We start from the raw sequence: 17,237 nt of genomic DNA on the forward strand, positions 1-17,237 counted from the left end.
GAATGACGGCGAGGAGCAAAGAAATGCTCGACAATCCACGCCCCGCCGTGCCGATCGACGAATCCTCCGTCCGCTACGAAGGCTGGCGCATCGTCGCGGTCTGCTTCCTGCTCGCGACCTTCGGCTGGGGCCTCGGCTTCTACGGCCAGAGCGTCTATGTCGCCGAACTCCAGCGCGCCCACGGCTGGTCGGCCTCGCTGATCTCCTCGGCCACCACGTTCTTCTACCTGTTCGGCGCGCTGCTGGTCGTCTTCGTCGGCGAGACCGTCAACAAATATGGCCCGCGGCTCGGCCTGATCGCGGGGACGCTGGCGATGTCGGCGGCTGCGGTTGCGATCGGCGCGGTGCGCGAGCCCTGGCAGCTTTATCTGGCGAACGCCGTGCTCGCCTTCGGCTGGGCCGGTACCAGCCTCGCCATGATCACCAACACCATCAGCCTGTGGTTCGACCACAAGCGCGGCATGGCGATCAGCCTGGCGCTCAACGGTGCGAGCTTCGGCGGCATCGTCGGCGTGCCGCTGCTGGTGATGTTGATCGGCCAGGTCGGTTTCGCCGGCGCGATGTATACCGCCGCCGGCGCCATGCTGGTACTACTCGTGCCGGTGATTCTCCTTCTCGTCAGCAGTCCGCCAGATATCCACGGCAGGAACGCAGCGGCGAAGGCGAAGCCGCAGTCGTCGGCGCAAATCCGCGCGTGGGCATTGCGCGATGTCGGCTTCCTCACGGTGACCATTGCCTTTGCCTTGGTGCTGTTCGCCCAAGTCGGCTTCATCGTGCACCTGATCTCGTTCCTCGATCCCGTGATCGGCCGCGAGCGCGCGGCCGTGGCAGTCGCGGTTTTGACGGCGATGGCAGTGGTCGGCCGGGTGCTGTTCTCGCTGGTGATCGACCGCCTCAACCAGCGGCTTGCGTCCGCGCTGTCGTTCCTGTGCCAGGCCGCCGCGCTGTGCGTCGTCATCAACCTGCATAATGATTACGTGCTGATCGCGGCCTGCGCGGTGTTCGGGTTCTCGGTCGGCAACCTCATCACGCTGCCCTCGCTGATCGTGCAGCAGGAGTTCGACAGCACCTCATTCGGCGTGCTGATCAGCCTCAACACCGCGATCAACCAGGTGACCTATGCGTTCGGGCCCGGCGTGGTCGGGGCCTTGCGCGATTTCTCCGGCGGGTATGCACTGCCGTTTTATCTCTGCATCGCGCTGGAGGTGATGGCCGCGGCGCTGATCATGGTGCGGGGACACACAAGGCGAGCGACCTCTTCAGCCTGATCGCGGCGCGCGCGGTGCCCGCTTGGGTGCCCTCGCCGTTCCCAATGCCGCGACCCGCATGAGGCGGCGAAAATGCGGGCATTCCATGTGACTTGGCGCCGGACAGGCCGCGGCATGGCGCAGCCCGTCGCGCATCGCGATGAGCTTGCGGACCGTTCGGTCCAACTCGTCGGCCTTGGCGGCAAGCTTCCGCCGGTCGATACGCGGCCGTCCGTCGGGCGCGAACATCCGGGCAACTTCATCGAGCGAGAAGCCCGCCGCGCGCCCTAGCGCGATCAGCGCGAGGCGATCCAGGACCTCCAGATCGAACAGCCGGCGCAGGCCGCGCCTGCCGATCGAGGCGATCAACCGCTTTTCCTCATAGAATCGCAGCGTCGACGCCGGAACACCGGAGCGCCGTGCGACTTCGGCGATATCGATCGTCATCACGCTTGACCTCAAGTTCACTTGAACTGGCACTATGCCGCGTCCAACGCCGCCGAGGCAAGACGAAAGGGAAAATCATCATGGACGCTGTACAGCAGAAGGCGATCGAGCAGATGAGGCTTTGGAATGGTCCTGCCGGGCGTGCCTGGGTCGAGACGCAAGACATCCTGGATGAGATGTTCAAGCAATTCGAGCGGCCGCTGTGCGAGGCCGTTCCTGCCGGCTCGAATCGTCGCGTCCTCGACGTCGGCTGCGGCACCGGTGGTCTGACCGTTGCGGTCGCGCGAAAGCTCGGGGAGGGCGGCCGAGTGGCCGGCATCGACATCTCCGCGCCGATGATCGGGGCGGCGCTGGCCCGCGCCGAGCGCGAAGGCGCCTCGGCCAGCTTTATCTGCGCCGATGCGCAGCACTATAAATTCGACCGGGCGAGCTTCGATATGATCATTTCACGTCTCGGCGTGATGTTCTTCGACGACTCAGTTGCGGCCTTCGCAAATCTGAGGCGCGCTGCCGCCGAAGGCGCCGGCCTCGCCTTCGCTGCATGGCGGAGCGCAGCCGAGAATCCGTTCATGACGGCGGCCGAACGTGCCGCTGCGCCACTTCTGCCGAATATGCCTGCCCGTCCATCCGGCGGTCCGGGGCAGTTCGCCTTCGCTGACAAGGATCGGGTCATGGCCGTCCTGCGGGAGAGCGGTTGGACGGAGATCGACATCCGGCCGATCGATATTCCATGTCAGTTTCCTGCCAGCGAACTCGCTCGCTATGTCGGTTGGCTGGGACCCGTCGGAACGCTCCTGCAGGATGCCGACAGAGGATTGCGCCAAAGGGTCGTGGATGCGGTACGGCCCGCCTTCGCCCCCTACGTGGAGGCAGATGCGATCCGTTTTACCGCCGCATGCTGGATGATCGGCGCGCGGGCCGCCCGCGGCAGCGAGGTGCCGAATGGGTGAGATGACCGAATTTCTGGTCGGCGCCGCCTTGATCGGATCCGGTGCAACCGCCGTGATCGATGGTTGGAGCGTTCTTCGCGCGCATGTTCTCGGAATCCCATCGCTGGACTATGGGCTCGTAGGTCGTTGGCTCATCCTGCTCGCGAGCGGACAATATCGGCATCTTCAGATCGCGGCATCCGATCCGGCTCCACGCGAACGCCTGATTGGCTGGACCGCCCATTACCTGATCGGCATTGCGTTCGCGGCCGTCTTGCTGGCGATCTGGGGGCTCGATTGGCTGCACTCCCCGCGTATTGGCCCCGCATTGATCGTCGGAATCGGCAGCGCGGCGGCGCCTTTCCTGATCATGCAGCCGGGCATGGGCCTCGGCATTGCAGCCCATCGCGCGCCACGTCCCAACATGGCGCGTCTGAACACGCTGCTCACGCATGCCGTGTTCGGCGTCGGACTCTATGCGGCCGGATGGATCGTGAGGCTCGTGCAATGGTGAGGGGCGGCTTACCCCTCCCGCTGCTTCAGCAACCCCTCAACATCCAGCCGCTTGGTGAACATCGCCAGCTTGCCATCCGGCCCGAGCGGCCATTGCTCCCGCGGCTTGTCCCAATACAGCTCCACGCCGTTCTGGTCCGGGTCGCGCAAGTACAGCGCCTCGCTGACGCCATGGTCGCTGGCGCCATCCAGCGCAATTTCCGCCGAGAGCACGCGATGCAGCGCATCGGCCAGTGCCGGCCGCGTCGGGTAAAGGATCGCGGTGTGGAATAGTCCCGTGGTGCCCGGTGGCGGCGGCGAGCCGCCCTTGCTTTCCCAGGTGTTGAGCCCGATGTGGTGATGATAGCCGCCGGCCGAGATGAACGCTGCGCCCGAGCCCATCCGCTGCATCAGCTCGAAGCCGAGCACGCCGCAATAGAAACCGAGCGCGCGATCGAGATCGGCGACCTTGAGGTGGACGTGGCCGATCCTGGTGCCGGCGGCGACGGCTTGGTTTTGCGACATGGTGGTGCTCCCTGATGAACTCCACTTAAGTCCGGTCCCGGGGCAGTGCTACCGGCCTGTCCCGAAACCCTGCGTTTCCAGATGCGAAACTATGACAGCTCCGGCACCTCGCCCTCCGGCAGCCCGAACGCGAAGGTGTTCAGCGTCATCGACACCATCGTGTAATAGCCGCACAGCCCGATCACCTCGACCACGCCGCGCTCGCCGAGTAGCGTCACCGCCGCGTCGTAGAGGCGCTTCTCGACGCCGTGGCCCTCATGCAGCGACTTCGCAAGGTCATAGATCATCATGCCCTTGGGATCGTCGAACTCCGGCGTGCGGCGGTCGCGGATGGCGTCGATGATTTTAGGGTCCATCCCTCCCGCGAGTGCGAGGCGCTTGTGCGCGTACCATTCGTAATGCGCGGTCCAGTGCCGCGCCGTCACCAGGATCGCGATCTCCGAAAGCTTTGCAGGGAATATCGTGTCGTAGCGCAGCACTTCGCCGAGCCGCGTGGCGTGACGGGCCATGTCGGGGCTGTTGAGCCATGCCATCATCGGCGCCGGCGGCTTGCCGCGCTTGCCGGCAATCGACTCGTCGTAGGTCTGCCGTTGACTCTCGTTCATTTCGCCAGGCGAAAGAAGTTTCAGGCGCATTGTCGTTTCCTCTTTGTTTTCAAGCACCGCTGTCGCCGCGACTATAGCCGATGCACGGGTGCAGAAGTGGTTGAATTCCGCGGGAGCTTGGCCCAGAGTCGTAGCCAACAAGCCGATTTTGAATGATGGAAACGACCCATGACTGACTCCAGGGCCAGCGAGACTGAGACCGCCGATCTCGAAACCTTCCGCATTGAGACGCGCGCCTGGCTGGAAGCCAATTGTCCGCCGGAGATGCGCAAGCCCGCGACCTCCGACGCCGACGTGTTCTGGGGCGGACGCAACGCGAAATTCTCGTCCGAGCCGCAGCGCATCTGGTTCGAGCGCATGCGCGACAAGGGCTGGACCGTGCCGGACTGGCCCAAGGAGTATGGCGGCGGCGGCCTCAGCGCCGCCGAGCACAAGGTCCTGCGTGTGGAGATGGCCAGGATCGGCGCGCGTCCGCCGCTGTCGAGTTTTGGCATCTGGATGCTCGGGCCGGCGCTTTTGAAATACGGCAACGAGGCGCAGAAGAAAGAGCATCTGCCGAAGATCGCGGCCGGCCTGATCCGTTGGTGCCAGGGCTATTCCGAGCCGAACGCCGGCTCCGATCTCGCCTCACTCCAGACCCGCGCCGAGAGCGATGGCGATGATTTCGTCATCACGGGCTCGAAGATCTGGACCTCCTACGCCAACTACGCCGACTGGATCTTCTGCCTCGTCCGCACCGATCCCGCCGCGAAGAAGCACGATGGCATCAGCTTCATCCTGTTCGACATGACCTCGAAGGGCGTGACGACCAAGCCGATCCTGTTGATCTCCGGCTATTCGCCGTTCTGCGAGACTTTCTTCGATGGCGTGCGCGTGCCGAAGGCGCATGTGGTCGGCACCGTCAACCGCGGCTGGGACGTGGCGAAATATCTGCTCCAGCATGAGCGCGCGATGATCTCGGGCATGGGCGAGCGCGGCGTCGGCCGGCCGCTCGGCCAGATCGCAGCCGACTCGGTCGGCACCGACGCAGTTGGCCGCCTCGACGATGCGATGCTGCGCGGTAGGATCGCCAGTTTCGACGTCGACGAGGCCGCGCTTGCCGCCTGCGCCGAGCGCGCGGTCGATCTCGCCAAGGCCGGCCAGGCGCATCCGGCATTCTCCTCGGCGATGAAATATTACGGCACCGAGCTCAACAAGCGCCGCTACGAGATCCTGATGTCGGCCGGCGGGATCGACGCGCTGGAATGGGAGAGCGAGCGCTCCAGGCAAGGGGCGCGTCCGCGCGCCTGGCTGCGCACCAAGGCGAACTCGATCGAGGGCGGCACCAGCGAGGTGATGCTCGGCATCGTCGCCAAGCGCATCCTCGATCTGCCGGGGGCGTAATTCCACCGTCGTTCCGGGGCGGTCCGAAGGACCGAACCCGGAACCTCGAGATTCCGGGTTCACGCTTCGCGTGCCCCGGAATGACAACAACAGACATGCATTCCGCCAGACGTTAGAGACATTGCACATGGCCCTCGTCCTCACCGAAGAACAATCGATGCTCCGCGACAGCGCGCGCGGGCTGATCAGCGACCGGGCGCCGGTGTCGCACCTGCGCAGCTTGCGGGATTCCAAGGACCCCACCGGCTTCTCCAGGGAACTCTGGCATTCCTTCGCCGAGATGGGCTTTGCCGGCCTACTGGTGCCGGAAGAGTTCGGCGGCAGCGGTCTCGGCTTCATGGAAGCCGGCATCGTCATGGAGGAGATCGGCCGCACCTTGATGCCGTCGCCGTTTCTCGCCACCAGCGTGGTCGCGGCCTCGGCCCTGAACCGCGGCGGCAATGCCGCGCAGAGGTCGGAATATCTGCCGAAGATTTCCAACGGCTCGCTGCTCGCGACGCTCGCGGTCGATGAGGGCGCCAAGCATCGCCCGCTTCAAACCAGCTTGCAGGCGGTGCGCGCCGGCAACGGTTTTAAGCTCTCCGGTGCCAAGGCGCTGGTGGTTGACGGCCATGTCGCCGATCTCTTCATCGTCGCCGCCCGTACCGCGGGCTCGGCCGGCGAGCGCGACGGCCTGACGCTGTTCCTGGTCAACTCCAGGGCCAAGGGCGTGGCGATCGAGCGCACCATCATGGTCGATGCTCACAATGCGGCGCGGATCGAGCTTGCCAATGTCGAGGTCAATGCCGACAGCATGCTCGGCGAGGTCGATCAGGGCGCGGCCCTGCTCGACGGCGTGCTCGACATCGGCCGCGGCGCGGTCGCGGCCGAAATGGTCGGCCTCAGCGAAGAAGTGTTCAACCGCACCGTCGAGTACCTCAAGAACAGAAAGCAGTTCGGCAAGCTGATCGGCGAATTCCAGGCGCTGCAGCACCGCGCCGCCGAGCTCTACGTCGACATCGAGATCACCCGCGCCGCCACGATGAAGGCGCTGCAGGCGCTGGATGCCGACGTTACCAAGGCCGCATCAGCCGTCGCAGTCGCGAAAGCCCGCGCCGGCACCACTGCCACGCGCGCGGTGCAGGAAGGCGTGCAGATGCACGGCGGCATGGGCATGACCGACCAGTTCGACATCGGCTTCTTCATGAAGCGCGCGAGGGTGTGCGAGGAATTGTTCGGGGATGCGAACTACCACACCGAGCAGCTGGCGCGGGCGCGTGGGTATTGAGGCGGATCGACGTGAGGCGCGAGGACGTGCCTCACACGCGCTGTCGTCGCCCGGCTTGACCGGGCGACCCAGTACGCCGCGGCCCCTCGATCGATCACAACCGTCTCTGGAATACCGGATCGCCCGGTCAAGCCGGGCGATGACAGCTGAGATAGTGGGCAGCGCGTGCCCCAAGCTCGTCATTGCGAGGAGCACTTGCGACGAAGCAATCCAGGCTGTCGCCGGGGAGGGACTCTGGATTGCTTCGCTTCGCTCGCCATGACGGCGGAGAAACCGCGCTTACCTCATCGGCGGCGCGTACTGCACGCCGCCCGCATTCCACAGCTGGTTCATGCCGCGCGGGATCTTCAGCTTCGACTTCTCGCCGATGTTGCGTTCGTACATCTCGCCGTAATTGCCGACGTTGCGGATGATGCGGACGACCCAGTCCCTGGTGAGGCCGAGCTGCTCGCCGTAACTGCCTTCGGTGCCGACGAGGCGCATCACTTCCGGCTTCTTCGACTTCAGGGCCTCGTCGATGTTCTCTGAGGTGACGCCGAGCTCCTCGGCGTTGATCATCGCATAGAGCGTCCACTTCACGATCATCATCCAGTCGTCGTCGCGCTGGCGCACGACGGGGGCGAGCGGCTCCTTGGAGATCATGTCCGGCAGGATCATGTGGTCGCCGGGCTTGCCGAGATTGAGCCTGAGCGCATAGAGCTGGGAGACGTCGGCGGAGAGCGTGTCGCACTTGCCGGTGTCGTAGGCCTTCACGACGTCGTCCAGCTTGTCGAATTTCACCTCTTCATACTTCATGTTGTTGGCGCGGAAGTAGTCGGCGACGTTCAGCGCCGTCGTGGTGCCGGCCTGGACGCAGACCTTGCTGTCGGTCAGGTCCAGCGAGGTCTCCTTGTTGCGCGAACGAGGCAGCATGAAGCCTGCGCCGTCGTAATAGGCGACGGCCGGGAAATACAGGTCGTAGTCGAGCTCACGCGCCATGCTCCAGGTCGAGTTGCGCGAGAGGATGTCGACCTTGCGGCTCTGCAACTCCTTGAAGCGCTCGCCGGCATCGAGCGGGACGAACTTCGCCTTGCCCGGATCGTTGAAGATGGCAGCTGCCACCGCGCGGCAGAAATCGACGTCGAAGCCGGTCCAGTTGCCCTTGTCGTCGGGAATCGAGAAGCCCGGCAGGCCCTTGTTGACGCCGCACAGCACCTCGCCGCGGCGAACGGTGCGCTTCAGCGTGCGGGTGTCGTAGAATTCATAGATGATGGCCAGAACGGCGACCAGCACGGCGACCGCGAGCCCGATCAGCAGGCCGCCTCGAAAAGTGCGCATCATGTTACTCTCTCGAAAAATCGGGAAAAGGAATTGAATGGAGGCGGGCGAGCATGATTCCGAGGACCATGCTCGAACGGCAGCCCCTAGAGTTCGGGCTTCTGCCGGATGACCACCTTGGTGCCGACAGGGACGCGATCGTAGAGATCGGCGACGTCATTGTTGACGAGACGGAAGCAGCCCGAGGACACTTTGGTGCCGATCGTGTCCGGGCGGTTGGTGCCGTGAATGCGGTAGACGGTGGTGCCAAGATACATGGCGCGGGCGCCGAGCGGATTGCCGGGACCGCCGGCCATGAAACGCGGCAGATAGGGCTGGCGCTGGATCATCTCCGGCGGCGGCGTCCAATCCGGCCATTCCTTCTTGTTGGTGATGTTCACCAGCCCCTGCCACTGGAAGCCGTCGCGGCCGACGCCGATGCCATAGCGGATCGCGCGTCCGCCCGGCTGCACCAGATAGAGGTGACGTTCGGCAGTCGAGATGATGATGGTGCCCGGCGTTTCGGTGGTGCGGAAGTAGACGACCTGCTTCTGCCATTCCGGCTCGAGCTGAAAGCCGTCGTCGGCGACCAGGCCCGGCTCGTCGCCGCGGTCCGGCTGCTGGGCGGAAGCTTGCGGCGCCGACAGGACCAGCCCTACCGCAGCCATCAACATCCCGGTCAGGCGACGAATATCCGTCATTTCAAGCTCTCCCCGCTGCCACAGCGCAAATCATTCGGAACCATCAAACCTGAGGGGCATGTTCATGGCAAGTTGATGGCGCGCCGTCTGGTATGTCACGAGAATGCTTTGGTTTTTTGACGGGTCCGCGCAATGCCACAAACAGGGGATGGCGCGAAAAGCAGTGCCCGGCGGGGGCAGGCGTTCAGATCCGGTTGTTCTCCGCCGCGATCCCGAGCCGCCGGACGATTTCGGTCCCGACGGCGCGGGCTTCGATCCTCGAACCGATCCGGGGGCTGCGAAACCGTCGCCCCGAGCGCAGGCGGATCGTGACGATGCAGTGCTCGTCCTCGGAGCGGCCGCGGCGGTCGACGGTGATCGTCTTGACGTCGTGTCCCTCGATATGATCCGTGCGCGGCGTGCCGTCGCCCCACAGGCGTTCGACGCGGATATCGCCCTCGCGGATGATCCAGAAGGCGCCGGTCACGAGGTTGGCGTATCTGTGCACGGCGAACGCGGCGAGCGCGCCCACCGGCAGCAGCAGGATGTCGACATGGCTGGGCGATAGGCCGCGCCAGAGCTTGTAGGCGTAGGGGACGGCGCACACTGCGATGGCGATCAGTGACACGATCCGGATGTCCCGCACGGAAAACGGCTCGAGCGGCTCACCGAGATGCATCTCGGGATTGCTGGCATCGAGCGGATTGACCGGCTCCTCGACATTGGGAACGTCGAACTGCGCAGCGATCCGGGTCACGGTGTCGCGAACATGGGTGACGTCGGAGATCGGTGGCGACGTCAGGCGTTCGCCAGAGACAAGCGTGAAGACGAGCTGAAAGCGGGCTTTCACCCGCTTGCTGCCGGGAACCTGCAACCCCGTGATCTCATCCTTCGCGACGACCCGGGTGCGAAGCTTTCCGAACGGACTTTGCCGCCCGATCAGGATCTCGTTCGGCGTGATGATCCACACCACCGCCGGCGCCATCATGATGCCGACGACGAACCCCGCTCCCACCAGCAGTGCGACCACCGATATGACGATTTCCAGGGTGTCGTGCGTGAACAGGCCGGGCGTGAAGCACAGCGCGACGGCGGCCGCAAAGCCGGACATGACCAGCCGCTGCGCGATCGAGGCGCCTTCACGAAGGCGAATGTCGGTGCTGGTCGTCGCGTCGTCCATTGCGGGCGGCTGATTCCGAGGCCTGCGAAACTCCACGGACGGGTCCGTGGAGTCAAGCAACAAGGGCGAGACCTCAAATCGGCCGCCCGATGGCCGTGCGGGATCAGCTGTTGACGTTCAGGAGCTTGGCCACCGTGCGGTCGATCTCGTCGTAGCGGCCCTCGCCTGCGTGCTGGAACACGATCTTGCCGGTCTGGTCGATGATGTACTGCGCCGGCCAATATTGGTTGCGGTAGGCGTTCCAGGTCCTGGAATCATTGTCCTGCGCCACCGGATAGGTGATGCCGTGGCGCTTCAGCGCGGCCTGCACGTTGGACGCCGAGCGCTCGAACGGGAATTCCGGCGTGTGCACGCCGACCACGACGAGGCCCTTGTCCTTGTATTTCGCATAGAGTTCGGTGACGTGCGGCAGCGTGTTGACGCAGTTGACGCAGCCGTAGGTCCAGAAGTCGACCAGCAAGACCTTGCCGCGGAGATCGGCGAGGCTCAGCGGCTTCGAGTTGAACCAGTTGGTGATGCCGGTGAAGTCGGGCGCGGTCTGCTGGCTCGCTGCCGCAAACTGAATCGGGGCGGCGCGCGCGGCCTCGTCGCAGATGCCGGGGATGACGGCGCCTGTCACGGCCATGCCGATCAGTGCGGCGGCCAAAGTGAGCAGTTTGAAAGTCATGGGCGAGTCCTCCGGTTGAGATGCAGGGTGATCACAGGCCGATCTGGCCGGCGGGGTAGAATCCGGTGAGCCACGCCACGATCAGCGTGTCATATTGGAAGTAGGCGGCGACCGCGAAGCCGATCACGACGATGCCAAAGCCCTGCTGGAGCCGCGGCGAGATCCGCGCGAGGCTGCGCACCCGCGTGCTCGCGGCCTGTCCGCCATAAGCGATCGCCAGCATCGGGATCGCAGCGCCAATGGCGTAGGCGATCAGCAGCACGGCCGCCCAGGAGGCGTTCCTGGAGGTCGCGACCAGCGTCAGGATCGAGCCGAGCACGGGGCCGGCGCAGGGCGTCCAGACCAGGCCCAGCGTGGTGCCGAGGATGAGGCCGCCGAGTGCGCCCTCGCGCTGCGCGGTGCTGGAATTGCCGAGATCGAGCCAGCCATTGAGCCGGATCGACAGCCATTCGAACGGCGCCGGCCACAGCATCAGCAGGCCGAAGCCGAGCAGCAGGACCGCGGCGGCCTCGCGCAGCACGGTCGGGTCGAAATCGAACAGGCGCGTGATGGCGCCGAGCAGCAGCGCGGTCGCCGAGAACGAGACGACGAAGCCGAGCGCGATCATCGCGGGCCGCAAATGCCCGGCGCGCCCGATCGAGGCGCCGAGCAGGATCGGCAGCATCGGCAGCGTGCAGGGCGCGGCAATGGTGAGGAGTCCGGCCAGGAGAGCGAAGACAAGTTCGAGCATCGGGCACTCGCGATGGGGATCACGAGGGCAGTTCGGGGTCGAGGGACGGATCGTTACGCGGCGTCACGCCTTCGTGACGGGATGCGAGGCGGGAGCGCGCGGTGAGTCTGCCGCCACGCAGACACCTACCTCCAAATACAAAACGACCCGGACGGGGGCATCGTCCGGGTCGCTGGAGGTCTTGGGAGGTTTAACGAAAACCGTATGCGAGCTTTATAGGAGGGAAGTTTTTCCGCCGGATGTTGTGCTTTGTTTCAATTGTTTCGTCGGCGGTAACACTTCCGTGTTCCGGGACAGGGCCGAAAGAGGGGTCCTATCCCATTGAAATTCTTAGGTTTACGCGGCGAAGCGCTCGACACCACAGCCCTTAAGCAATCCGGCGAGCTGCTTGCGGGCGTAGAACATCCGCGTCTTCACCGTGCTCTGCGGGATGCCGATGATCTGGCCGACCTCCTCCACCGACTTCTCATGGTAGTAGACAAGGGTGATGATCTCGCGATGCGCGGGTGACAGCTTCTGCACGCAGGCGCGCAGGATGGCGCTGGTGTCGCTGCGGTCAAGCGATGTCTCCGGCGTGTCGGAATCGTCCGCAATCTCGCGCACGTCTTCCTGGTCGATGTCCTCGAAACGGCGCTGGCGCATCGCGGTCAGCGCCTTGAAGCGGGCGATCGAGAGCAGCCAGGTCGAGACCTGCGAGCGACCCTGGAACTGGCCGGCGGTCCGCCACACGTCCAGAAACACCTGGCTCACCAAATCCTCCGCCGTGGTGGCATCGCGCACGATGCGCAGGATGAAACGGTAAACCCGCACATTGTGCCGGCAGTAGAGAATGTGCATCGACGTCCGGTTGCCGTCGGCAATGCTTTCGAGAAGCATGTCGTCCGAGGTCGCTTGAGCGGCGATGATGCTCTGGCTGGCTTGGGCGTTGATGGCGATGACGTTCGGCATTGACTTGGCTCCCCGTAGCGCCGCAACCGAGCGGCGTTTCCTTGGACCGAAGTGTTAATGAGCCAACGTTTCGGGACGTCTGCACGAAAAGCGGAAAATGGTTTCGTGCGCCGCCAAATTATTTCGTCGGACAGGGGGCGACGAAACATTCGGGGCAAAAAAGCGTGGAATTTCAATGTACGGAAAATACGGGGCGGGTGTTTGGCGGCGCGCTGAGCCGCAGGGAACGAATTTCCGGCCCTTGCGTTCGGTCGCGCCACACCCACCACCGTCGTCCCGGGCCCGCGCTGCGCGCGCCCCGGGGACGACACCGTGGGTGCCGCGCGCTCCTACGCCTTCTCGCCCGACGGCGAGAACAGATAGCCGCCGCCGCGGATGGTGCGGATTACGGCCGGCTTGGTCGGGTCGGGCTCGATCTTGCGGCGGATGCGCATGATGCGCAGATCGACCGCGCGGTCGAAGGCTTCGGCGTCGCGCGCATTGGCGAGTTCGAGGAGGCGCTCGCGCGACAGCACGCGCTTCGGATTGGCCGCGAACACTTTCAGCAGCCCGAACTCGGACGCGGTGAGCGGATGCTCGTTGCCCTCGTCGTCGCGCAGCGCCTGGGCTTCGAGATCGAGCCATTTGGTGCCGAAGCGCACCAGTTGATCCTTGTCCGACTTCGCAGGCGTAGCTTCGGCGGCCTTCACCGGCGCGCTCCGCCGCAGCACCGAGCGAATACGCGCCATCAATTCGCGCAGCTCGCAGGGCTTTGCCACGTAATCGTCGGCGCCGAGCTCGAGGCCGACGACGCGGTCGATCGGGCTCGCGGTGGCCGTGAGCATGATGACCGGCACGTTGATGCGGCTCTTGAGGTCGCGGATGATCGAGAGGCCGTCTTCCTCGGGCATGTTGAGGTCGAGCACGACGAGGTCCGGCATGCTGCCGTCGATCGCGGCGCGCAGGCTCTTGCCGCCGTCGCACAGCGTCACGGTGAAGCCGTGCATTTTGAGGTAATCGCCGACCATCTCCCGGGCCGGGGCCTCGTCGTCGACGATCATGATGTGCTGGCTTTGGGTCATGTCACTTCAAAATCTTGCAGATCTCGGTGCTCAAATCACGGCAGGTCGGTCGCGGGCAGGGTGATGGTGAAGGTCGATCCCTTGCCGGGACCGTCGCTCTCCGCCGTCACCTCGCCGCCATGCATGTCGATAATACGCTTGACGATGGACAACCCAAGCCCCGTCGAGCTCTCGCCCGCGGTCGGCTTTGCCGACAGCCGCTGGAACCGGCCGAACAGGCGGCCGAGGTCTTCCGGCGACAGGCCGGCGCCCTCGTCGCTGACCCGGACCATGGTTTCGCTGCCCTCGTGGCTGACGGCCACGCCGATCCTGCCGCCGATCGGCGAGTATTTGATGGCGTTGCTGATCAGATTGTCGATCGCCTCGCGGATGCGGTCGGTATCGCACATGGTGACGACGTTGGCCGGCGCGGTGACGCTGATCGCCTGCTGCTTGTTGACGGCGAGCGGCTGGTTGGCCTCGGCGACCTCCTTGACCAGGGCCGCGACGTCGACCGGCTCGCGGCGGATGGTGATGTCGAAGGCATCGGCCATCGCGTCCGAGATCAGATGATCGACCATCGTGGTGAGGCGCTTGGTCGCATCGCGGATGTGGTCGACCTGGGCGGCCACGCCGCTCGGCGACGCACCGGTCGAGATCAGCTCCTTCAGCATCTCGGTGCGGCCGAGGATGACGCCGAGCGGGTTCTTCAGATCGTGCGCGACGGTGCCGAGGATCTCGTTCTTGAAGCCGTTGGCGCGCTGCAGCCGCAGCCATTGCGCCGACAGGCGGCGGTTGGCCTGCATCAGCGCCCGGGTGCGCTGGGCGACGCGGTCTTCCAGCTGCGTATTGGCGTCCTGGAGCTGCTGGTAGAGGATGACGTTGTCGAAGGCGATCGAGAGCCGGCTGGAGAAGATCTCGACCAGCGAGCGGTCGGTCTCGGACAGCTCGCGCTCGGCCTGGAGCAGCACCACGACCTCGCGGCCGCTTCCGGTACGCAAATAGATCACGCTGCGATGGTCGGCGAATTCGTTCTTGCGGCCCTGGAAGGCGGCTTCCACCATCGCGCGCAGATCGGGGTCGAGCGCCTTCGACGAGGTGGTGCCGATGAAGCGGCTGTAGCAGCCGCTGCCGGCAAGCACCGAGAGCTCGGGGTCCACGCCGCCATTGTCGCGCAGGACCAGTATGCCGGCGCAATCGACGTTGAGCAGCGAGGCGAGCTGGGTTAGCACGCCCTCGGCCAGCCGCTGCATCGACTTGAAGTCGTACAGCGTCGAGGCGGCGTCGATGATGATCTCGAGCCCGCGCCTCGTCTGCACCATGCGCTCGAGCTGCTGATAGGAGCGCAGCGCCGCGGTCAGCGAGGTGAACAGCTTGTCGGCGGTAAGCTCGGTCTTGGCCTTGTAGTCGTTGATGTCGTACTGCACGATCACGCGCCGCTCCGGCGCCTGGCCCGGCTGTCCGGTGCGCAGGATGATGCGCACCGTCTCGTTCCTGAGTTCGCTGCGAATGAACTCGACCAGCTCGAGGCCGGCGACGTCGGTCTCCATGATGACGTCGAGCAGCACCGCGGCGATGTCGCTGTGCGCCGCCATCAGCTCGCGACCCTCTGCCGCGGAATAGGCGGAGAGGATCTCCAGGCCCTGGCCGTTGAGGCTGTAGTCGGACAGCGCGAAGCGGGTGCCGTCATGCACGGCCTGATCGTCGTCGATGACGGCGATCTTCCATTTCCGGGCGTTCTGGTCCTCCGGAGCGGTACCGGTGTCGTCGATCAGGTGGAGGACATCGTCCTGTTCGGCCATTGAGAAGTCCCGTCAGTCTCTGTGCTTTGCGCGCCGCCTCTGGCGAGGCGGGGCATGATAATGCGAAAAGTAGTGCCTTGTCCCAGCTTGGATTCCAGCATCATGCGTCCGCCGAGCTGCTGGGTAACGAGGTTATAGACGATATGCAGCCCGAGTCCCGTGCCACCTTCATTGCGCCTTGTGGTAAAGAATGGGTCAAAGGCCTGGCGCTGCACGTCAGGGGTCATGCCGGCCCCGTCGTCGGCGAAGATGATCTCGATGTCGTCGGCCCCGCGCGGCCGCGCCGAGATCGTGATGGTGCCGGCACGGCCGTCGGCGAAGGCGTGGTTGGCGGCGTTGAGGAAGAGGTTGGTCAGGATCTGGCCGTAGGAGCCGGGATAGCCGTCGAGCAGCAGCCCCTCGGGCACGTCGACCTGGAGCGTGATCGGCGAGCGCTTCAGCACGGGACGCAGGCTGGCGATGATCTGGTCGGTGGCCTCGCTCAGCGAGAATTGCCGGCGCTCGGCATGCGAGCGGTCGACCGCGACCTGCTTGAACGACTGGATCAGCTCGCCGGCGCGCTGGAGGTTGGCGACCAGCTGCTGCGAGGCATCGCGCGAGGACTGCACGAATTCCTCCAGCTGCGAGCGGCGTAGGGTCCCGTCGCCCTTGAGCTGCGCCTCGAAAATTTCGGTGCGCCGGGCAAAGCTGGAGGCGACGGTGAGGCTGATGCCGATCGGGTTGTTGACCTCGTGGGCGACGCCGGCGACGAGGCCGCCGAGCGCGGCGAGCCGCTCGGCATCGATCAAATTCTGCTGCGCGGTGTTGAGCTCGAGCAGCGCGCTCTCGGCCTTCTCCTTGGAGGCGCGCAGCTCGTCCTCGGTCTGGCGCTTCGCGATCGCATTCTCGCGGAACACCTCCACCGCACGCGCCATGGCGCCGACCTCGTCGCGCGCGCGCGTGCCCTGCACCTCGCGGCCGAGATCGCCGAGCGTGATCGCGCGCATCGCCGCCATGATCTGCTGCAGCGGCAGCCGGATCGACAGCGCGATCAGCACGCCGGCGGCGAGGATGATGCCGAGGAAGATCATCGCAATGGAGAGCACGCGGCGGGAAATGTCGGCAAGCGTGCGGTCAAACGTCTCCTGCGCCTTCTGCTCGCGCTGGCGCATCTTGCTGGAGAGATCGTCGATGGCGCCGATCGCCTCGGCCTGGCTGGCGTCGATGGTGTTGCGCAGCAATTCGGTGCGGCTGGTGAGCTGCTCGGAGAGTTTGGCGAAGCCTTCGCGCAAGGACGCGGTGCGGGCCGCGAGCCGCCGCAAGGCCATGCGCTGAAGATCGTTGTCGGCAAGGTCGATCATCACCGGGATGGTCTTCTCGATGGTCTCGGTGTTGCGGCGCGCGTCGTCGGCCGCACCCGTCGACAGCGACAGATAATAGGAATTGGCCGCCACCAGCATCGCGGTGAAGGCTTCGCGGGATTTGCCGAGCGAGGGCCAGATCAGCGCGTCGCGATGGCCGGTGGCGCCTTCGATGATGGAATAGAGGCCGGCCATGTCCCTGGCCGGGCCCTGCACCTGCTCCTCATAGGTCCTGGCGATGGTGGCCTGCACGCCGCGCAGCTCGCCGAAGCCGTTGAGGAATCGGTCGGTGGTCCGTTCGAGCTCCTCGACCGAGCCTGCCAGCATCGGGTCCTTGGCGGCACGGTTGGTCAGCGTGCCCAGCACCGCCTCGCGCAGCAGCAGGATCTCGGCGAACAGGTCCGGGCTCGGCTGATTGATGTAGCGGTGGATCAGGTTCTGGAGCCGCCCGGTCTCGCTTTCGAGCAGCGCCAGGATCCGGTCGGACTCGCGCACCTGGCGGACGTCGTCCCAGGCCGAGCCCAGCACCTGCGCGCCGTTCCAGATCATCCCCACCAGCACCACCACCACGGCGGAATTCAGCGCCGCGATCGACAGGATGCGCCAGCGGATCGGCACCGCCCTGAGCATGCCGACCAGACGCGCGCGCAGCCGCCCGA

At 65.3% G+C, this 17,237-nt stretch carries 17 protein-coding genes; 5 read left to right on the forward strand and 12 right to left on the reverse strand.

Features of this window, described 5'->3' with window-relative positions; genetic code table 11:
- The first annotated feature begins 23 nt into the window (after positions 1-23).
- Positions 24-1,268 (forward strand): MFS transporter, encoded by a 1,245-nt coding sequence (locus tag QSV46_RS19505; protein ID WP_314954856.1) that lies wholly within the window; start codon positions 24-26, stop codon positions 1,266-1,268.
- Here QSV46_RS19505 and QSV46_RS19510 read toward each other — a convergent pair.
- Positions 1,260-1,694, reverse strand: coding sequence for a helix-turn-helix domain-containing protein (locus QSV46_RS19510; RefSeq protein ID WP_314955220.1), 435 nt, complete (start codon positions 1,692-1,694; stop codon positions 1,260-1,262). The two genes, QSV46_RS19505 and QSV46_RS19510, sit on opposite strands and share 9 nt — an antisense overlap.
- Positions 1,695-1,870: 176 nt before the next feature.
- On the opposite strand from QSV46_RS19510, the gene QSV46_RS19515 reads away from it, so the two are divergent.
- Positions 1,871-2,644, forward strand: coding sequence for a class I SAM-dependent methyltransferase (locus QSV46_RS19515; RefSeq protein WP_314954857.1), 774 nt, complete (start codon positions 1,871-1,873; stop codon positions 2,642-2,644).
- Positions 2,637-3,137 carry a DUF2938 domain-containing protein gene (locus tag QSV46_RS19520; RefSeq protein WP_314954858.1) on the forward strand — a complete coding sequence of 167 codons (501 nt, stop codon included), beginning with the start codon at positions 2,637-2,639 and terminating at the stop codon, positions 3,135-3,137. Before QSV46_RS19515 ends, QSV46_RS19520 begins: the two co-directional genes overlap by 8 nt.
- A gap of 8 nt (positions 3,138-3,145) precedes the next feature.
- Here the strand turns inward: QSV46_RS19520 and QSV46_RS19525 are convergent, their stop codons facing one another.
- Together QSV46_RS19525 and QSV46_RS19530 are read right to left on the reverse strand one after the other, a co-directional pair.
- Complete coding sequence (locus QSV46_RS19525) at positions 3,146-3,640, reverse strand: VOC family protein (protein ID WP_314954860.1); 495 nt, start codon at positions 3,638-3,640, stop codon at positions 3,146-3,148.
- Positions 3,641-3,729: 89 nt separating this feature from the next.
- Positions 3,730-4,275, reverse strand: coding sequence for a carboxymuconolactone decarboxylase family protein (locus QSV46_RS19530; RefSeq protein WP_314954863.1), 546 nt, complete (start codon positions 4,273-4,275; stop codon positions 3,730-3,732).
- A gap of 138 nt (positions 4,276-4,413) precedes the next feature.
- On the opposite strand from QSV46_RS19530, the gene QSV46_RS19535 reads away from it, so the two are divergent.
- Complete coding sequence (locus QSV46_RS19535) at positions 4,414-5,628, forward strand: acyl-CoA dehydrogenase family protein (RefSeq protein WP_314954865.1); 1,215 nt, start codon at positions 4,414-4,416, stop codon at positions 5,626-5,628.
- 127 nt (positions 5,629-5,755) lie between these two features.
- The gene (locus tag QSV46_RS19540; protein WP_314954868.1) at positions 5,756-6,895 is read left to right on the forward strand and encodes an acyl-CoA dehydrogenase family protein; all 1,140 of its coding nucleotides are present in this window, start codon (positions 5,756-5,758) and stop codon (positions 6,893-6,895) included.
- Positions 6,896-7,174: 279 nt separating this feature from the next.
- Here the strand turns inward: QSV46_RS19540 and QSV46_RS19545 are convergent, their stop codons facing one another.
- The 9 genes from QSV46_RS19545 to QSV46_RS19585 form a co-directional block, all read right to left on the reverse strand.
- The gene (locus QSV46_RS19545) at positions 7,175-8,212 is read right to left on the reverse strand and encodes an amino acid ABC transporter substrate-binding protein (RefSeq protein ID WP_314955223.1); all 1,038 of its coding nucleotides are present in this window, start codon (positions 8,210-8,212) and stop codon (positions 7,175-7,177) included.
- A gap of 86 nt (positions 8,213-8,298) precedes the next feature.
- Positions 8,299-8,892 (reverse strand): L,D-transpeptidase family protein, encoded by a 594-nt coding sequence (locus QSV46_RS19550; protein ID WP_314954870.1) that lies wholly within the window; start codon positions 8,890-8,892, stop codon positions 8,299-8,301.
- Between the two features lie 184 nt (positions 8,893-9,076).
- A complete protein-coding gene (locus QSV46_RS19555) occupies positions 9,077-10,051 on the reverse strand; it encodes a hypothetical protein (protein ID WP_314954873.1) in 975 nt (324 codons plus the stop codon).
- Between the two features lie 103 nt (positions 10,052-10,154).
- The gene (locus QSV46_RS19560) at positions 10,155-10,718 is read right to left on the reverse strand and encodes a thioredoxin family protein (protein ID WP_314954875.1); all 564 of its coding nucleotides are present in this window, start codon (positions 10,716-10,718) and stop codon (positions 10,155-10,157) included.
- A 31-nt stretch (positions 10,719-10,749) separates the two neighbouring features.
- Positions 10,750-11,448, reverse strand: coding sequence for a cytochrome c biogenesis CcdA family protein (locus QSV46_RS19565; RefSeq protein ID WP_314954878.1), 699 nt, complete (start codon positions 11,446-11,448; stop codon positions 10,750-10,752).
- Between the two features lie 336 nt (positions 11,449-11,784).
- Entirely contained in the window at positions 11,785-12,396 is a 612-nt protein-coding gene (locus QSV46_RS19570; protein ID WP_314954881.1) for a sigma-70 family RNA polymerase sigma factor, read from the reverse strand.
- A gap of 329 nt (positions 12,397-12,725) precedes the next feature.
- A complete protein-coding gene (locus QSV46_RS19575) occupies positions 12,726-13,457 on the reverse strand; it encodes a response regulator (protein ID WP_314954885.1) in 732 nt (243 codons plus the stop codon).
- Between the two features lie 35 nt (positions 13,458-13,492).
- The gene (locus QSV46_RS19580; protein ID WP_314954888.1) at positions 13,493-15,238 is read right to left on the reverse strand and encodes a DUF3369 domain-containing protein; all 1,746 of its coding nucleotides are present in this window, start codon (positions 15,236-15,238) and stop codon (positions 13,493-13,495) included.
- On the reverse strand, positions 15,208-17,208 hold the full coding sequence (locus QSV46_RS19585) for a HAMP domain-containing sensor histidine kinase (RefSeq protein ID WP_314955226.1): 2,001 nt from the start codon (positions 17,206-17,208) through the stop codon (positions 15,208-15,210). The genes QSV46_RS19580 and QSV46_RS19585 overlap by 31 nt, the downstream gene beginning before the upstream one ends.
- Between the last annotated feature and the right edge of the window lie 29 nt (positions 17,209-17,237).

The organism is Bradyrhizobium cosmicum (assembly GCF_032290525.1).
GTDB classification, from domain to species: Bacteria; Pseudomonadota; Alphaproteobacteria; order Rhizobiales; family Xanthobacteraceae; genus Bradyrhizobium; species Bradyrhizobium cosmicum_A.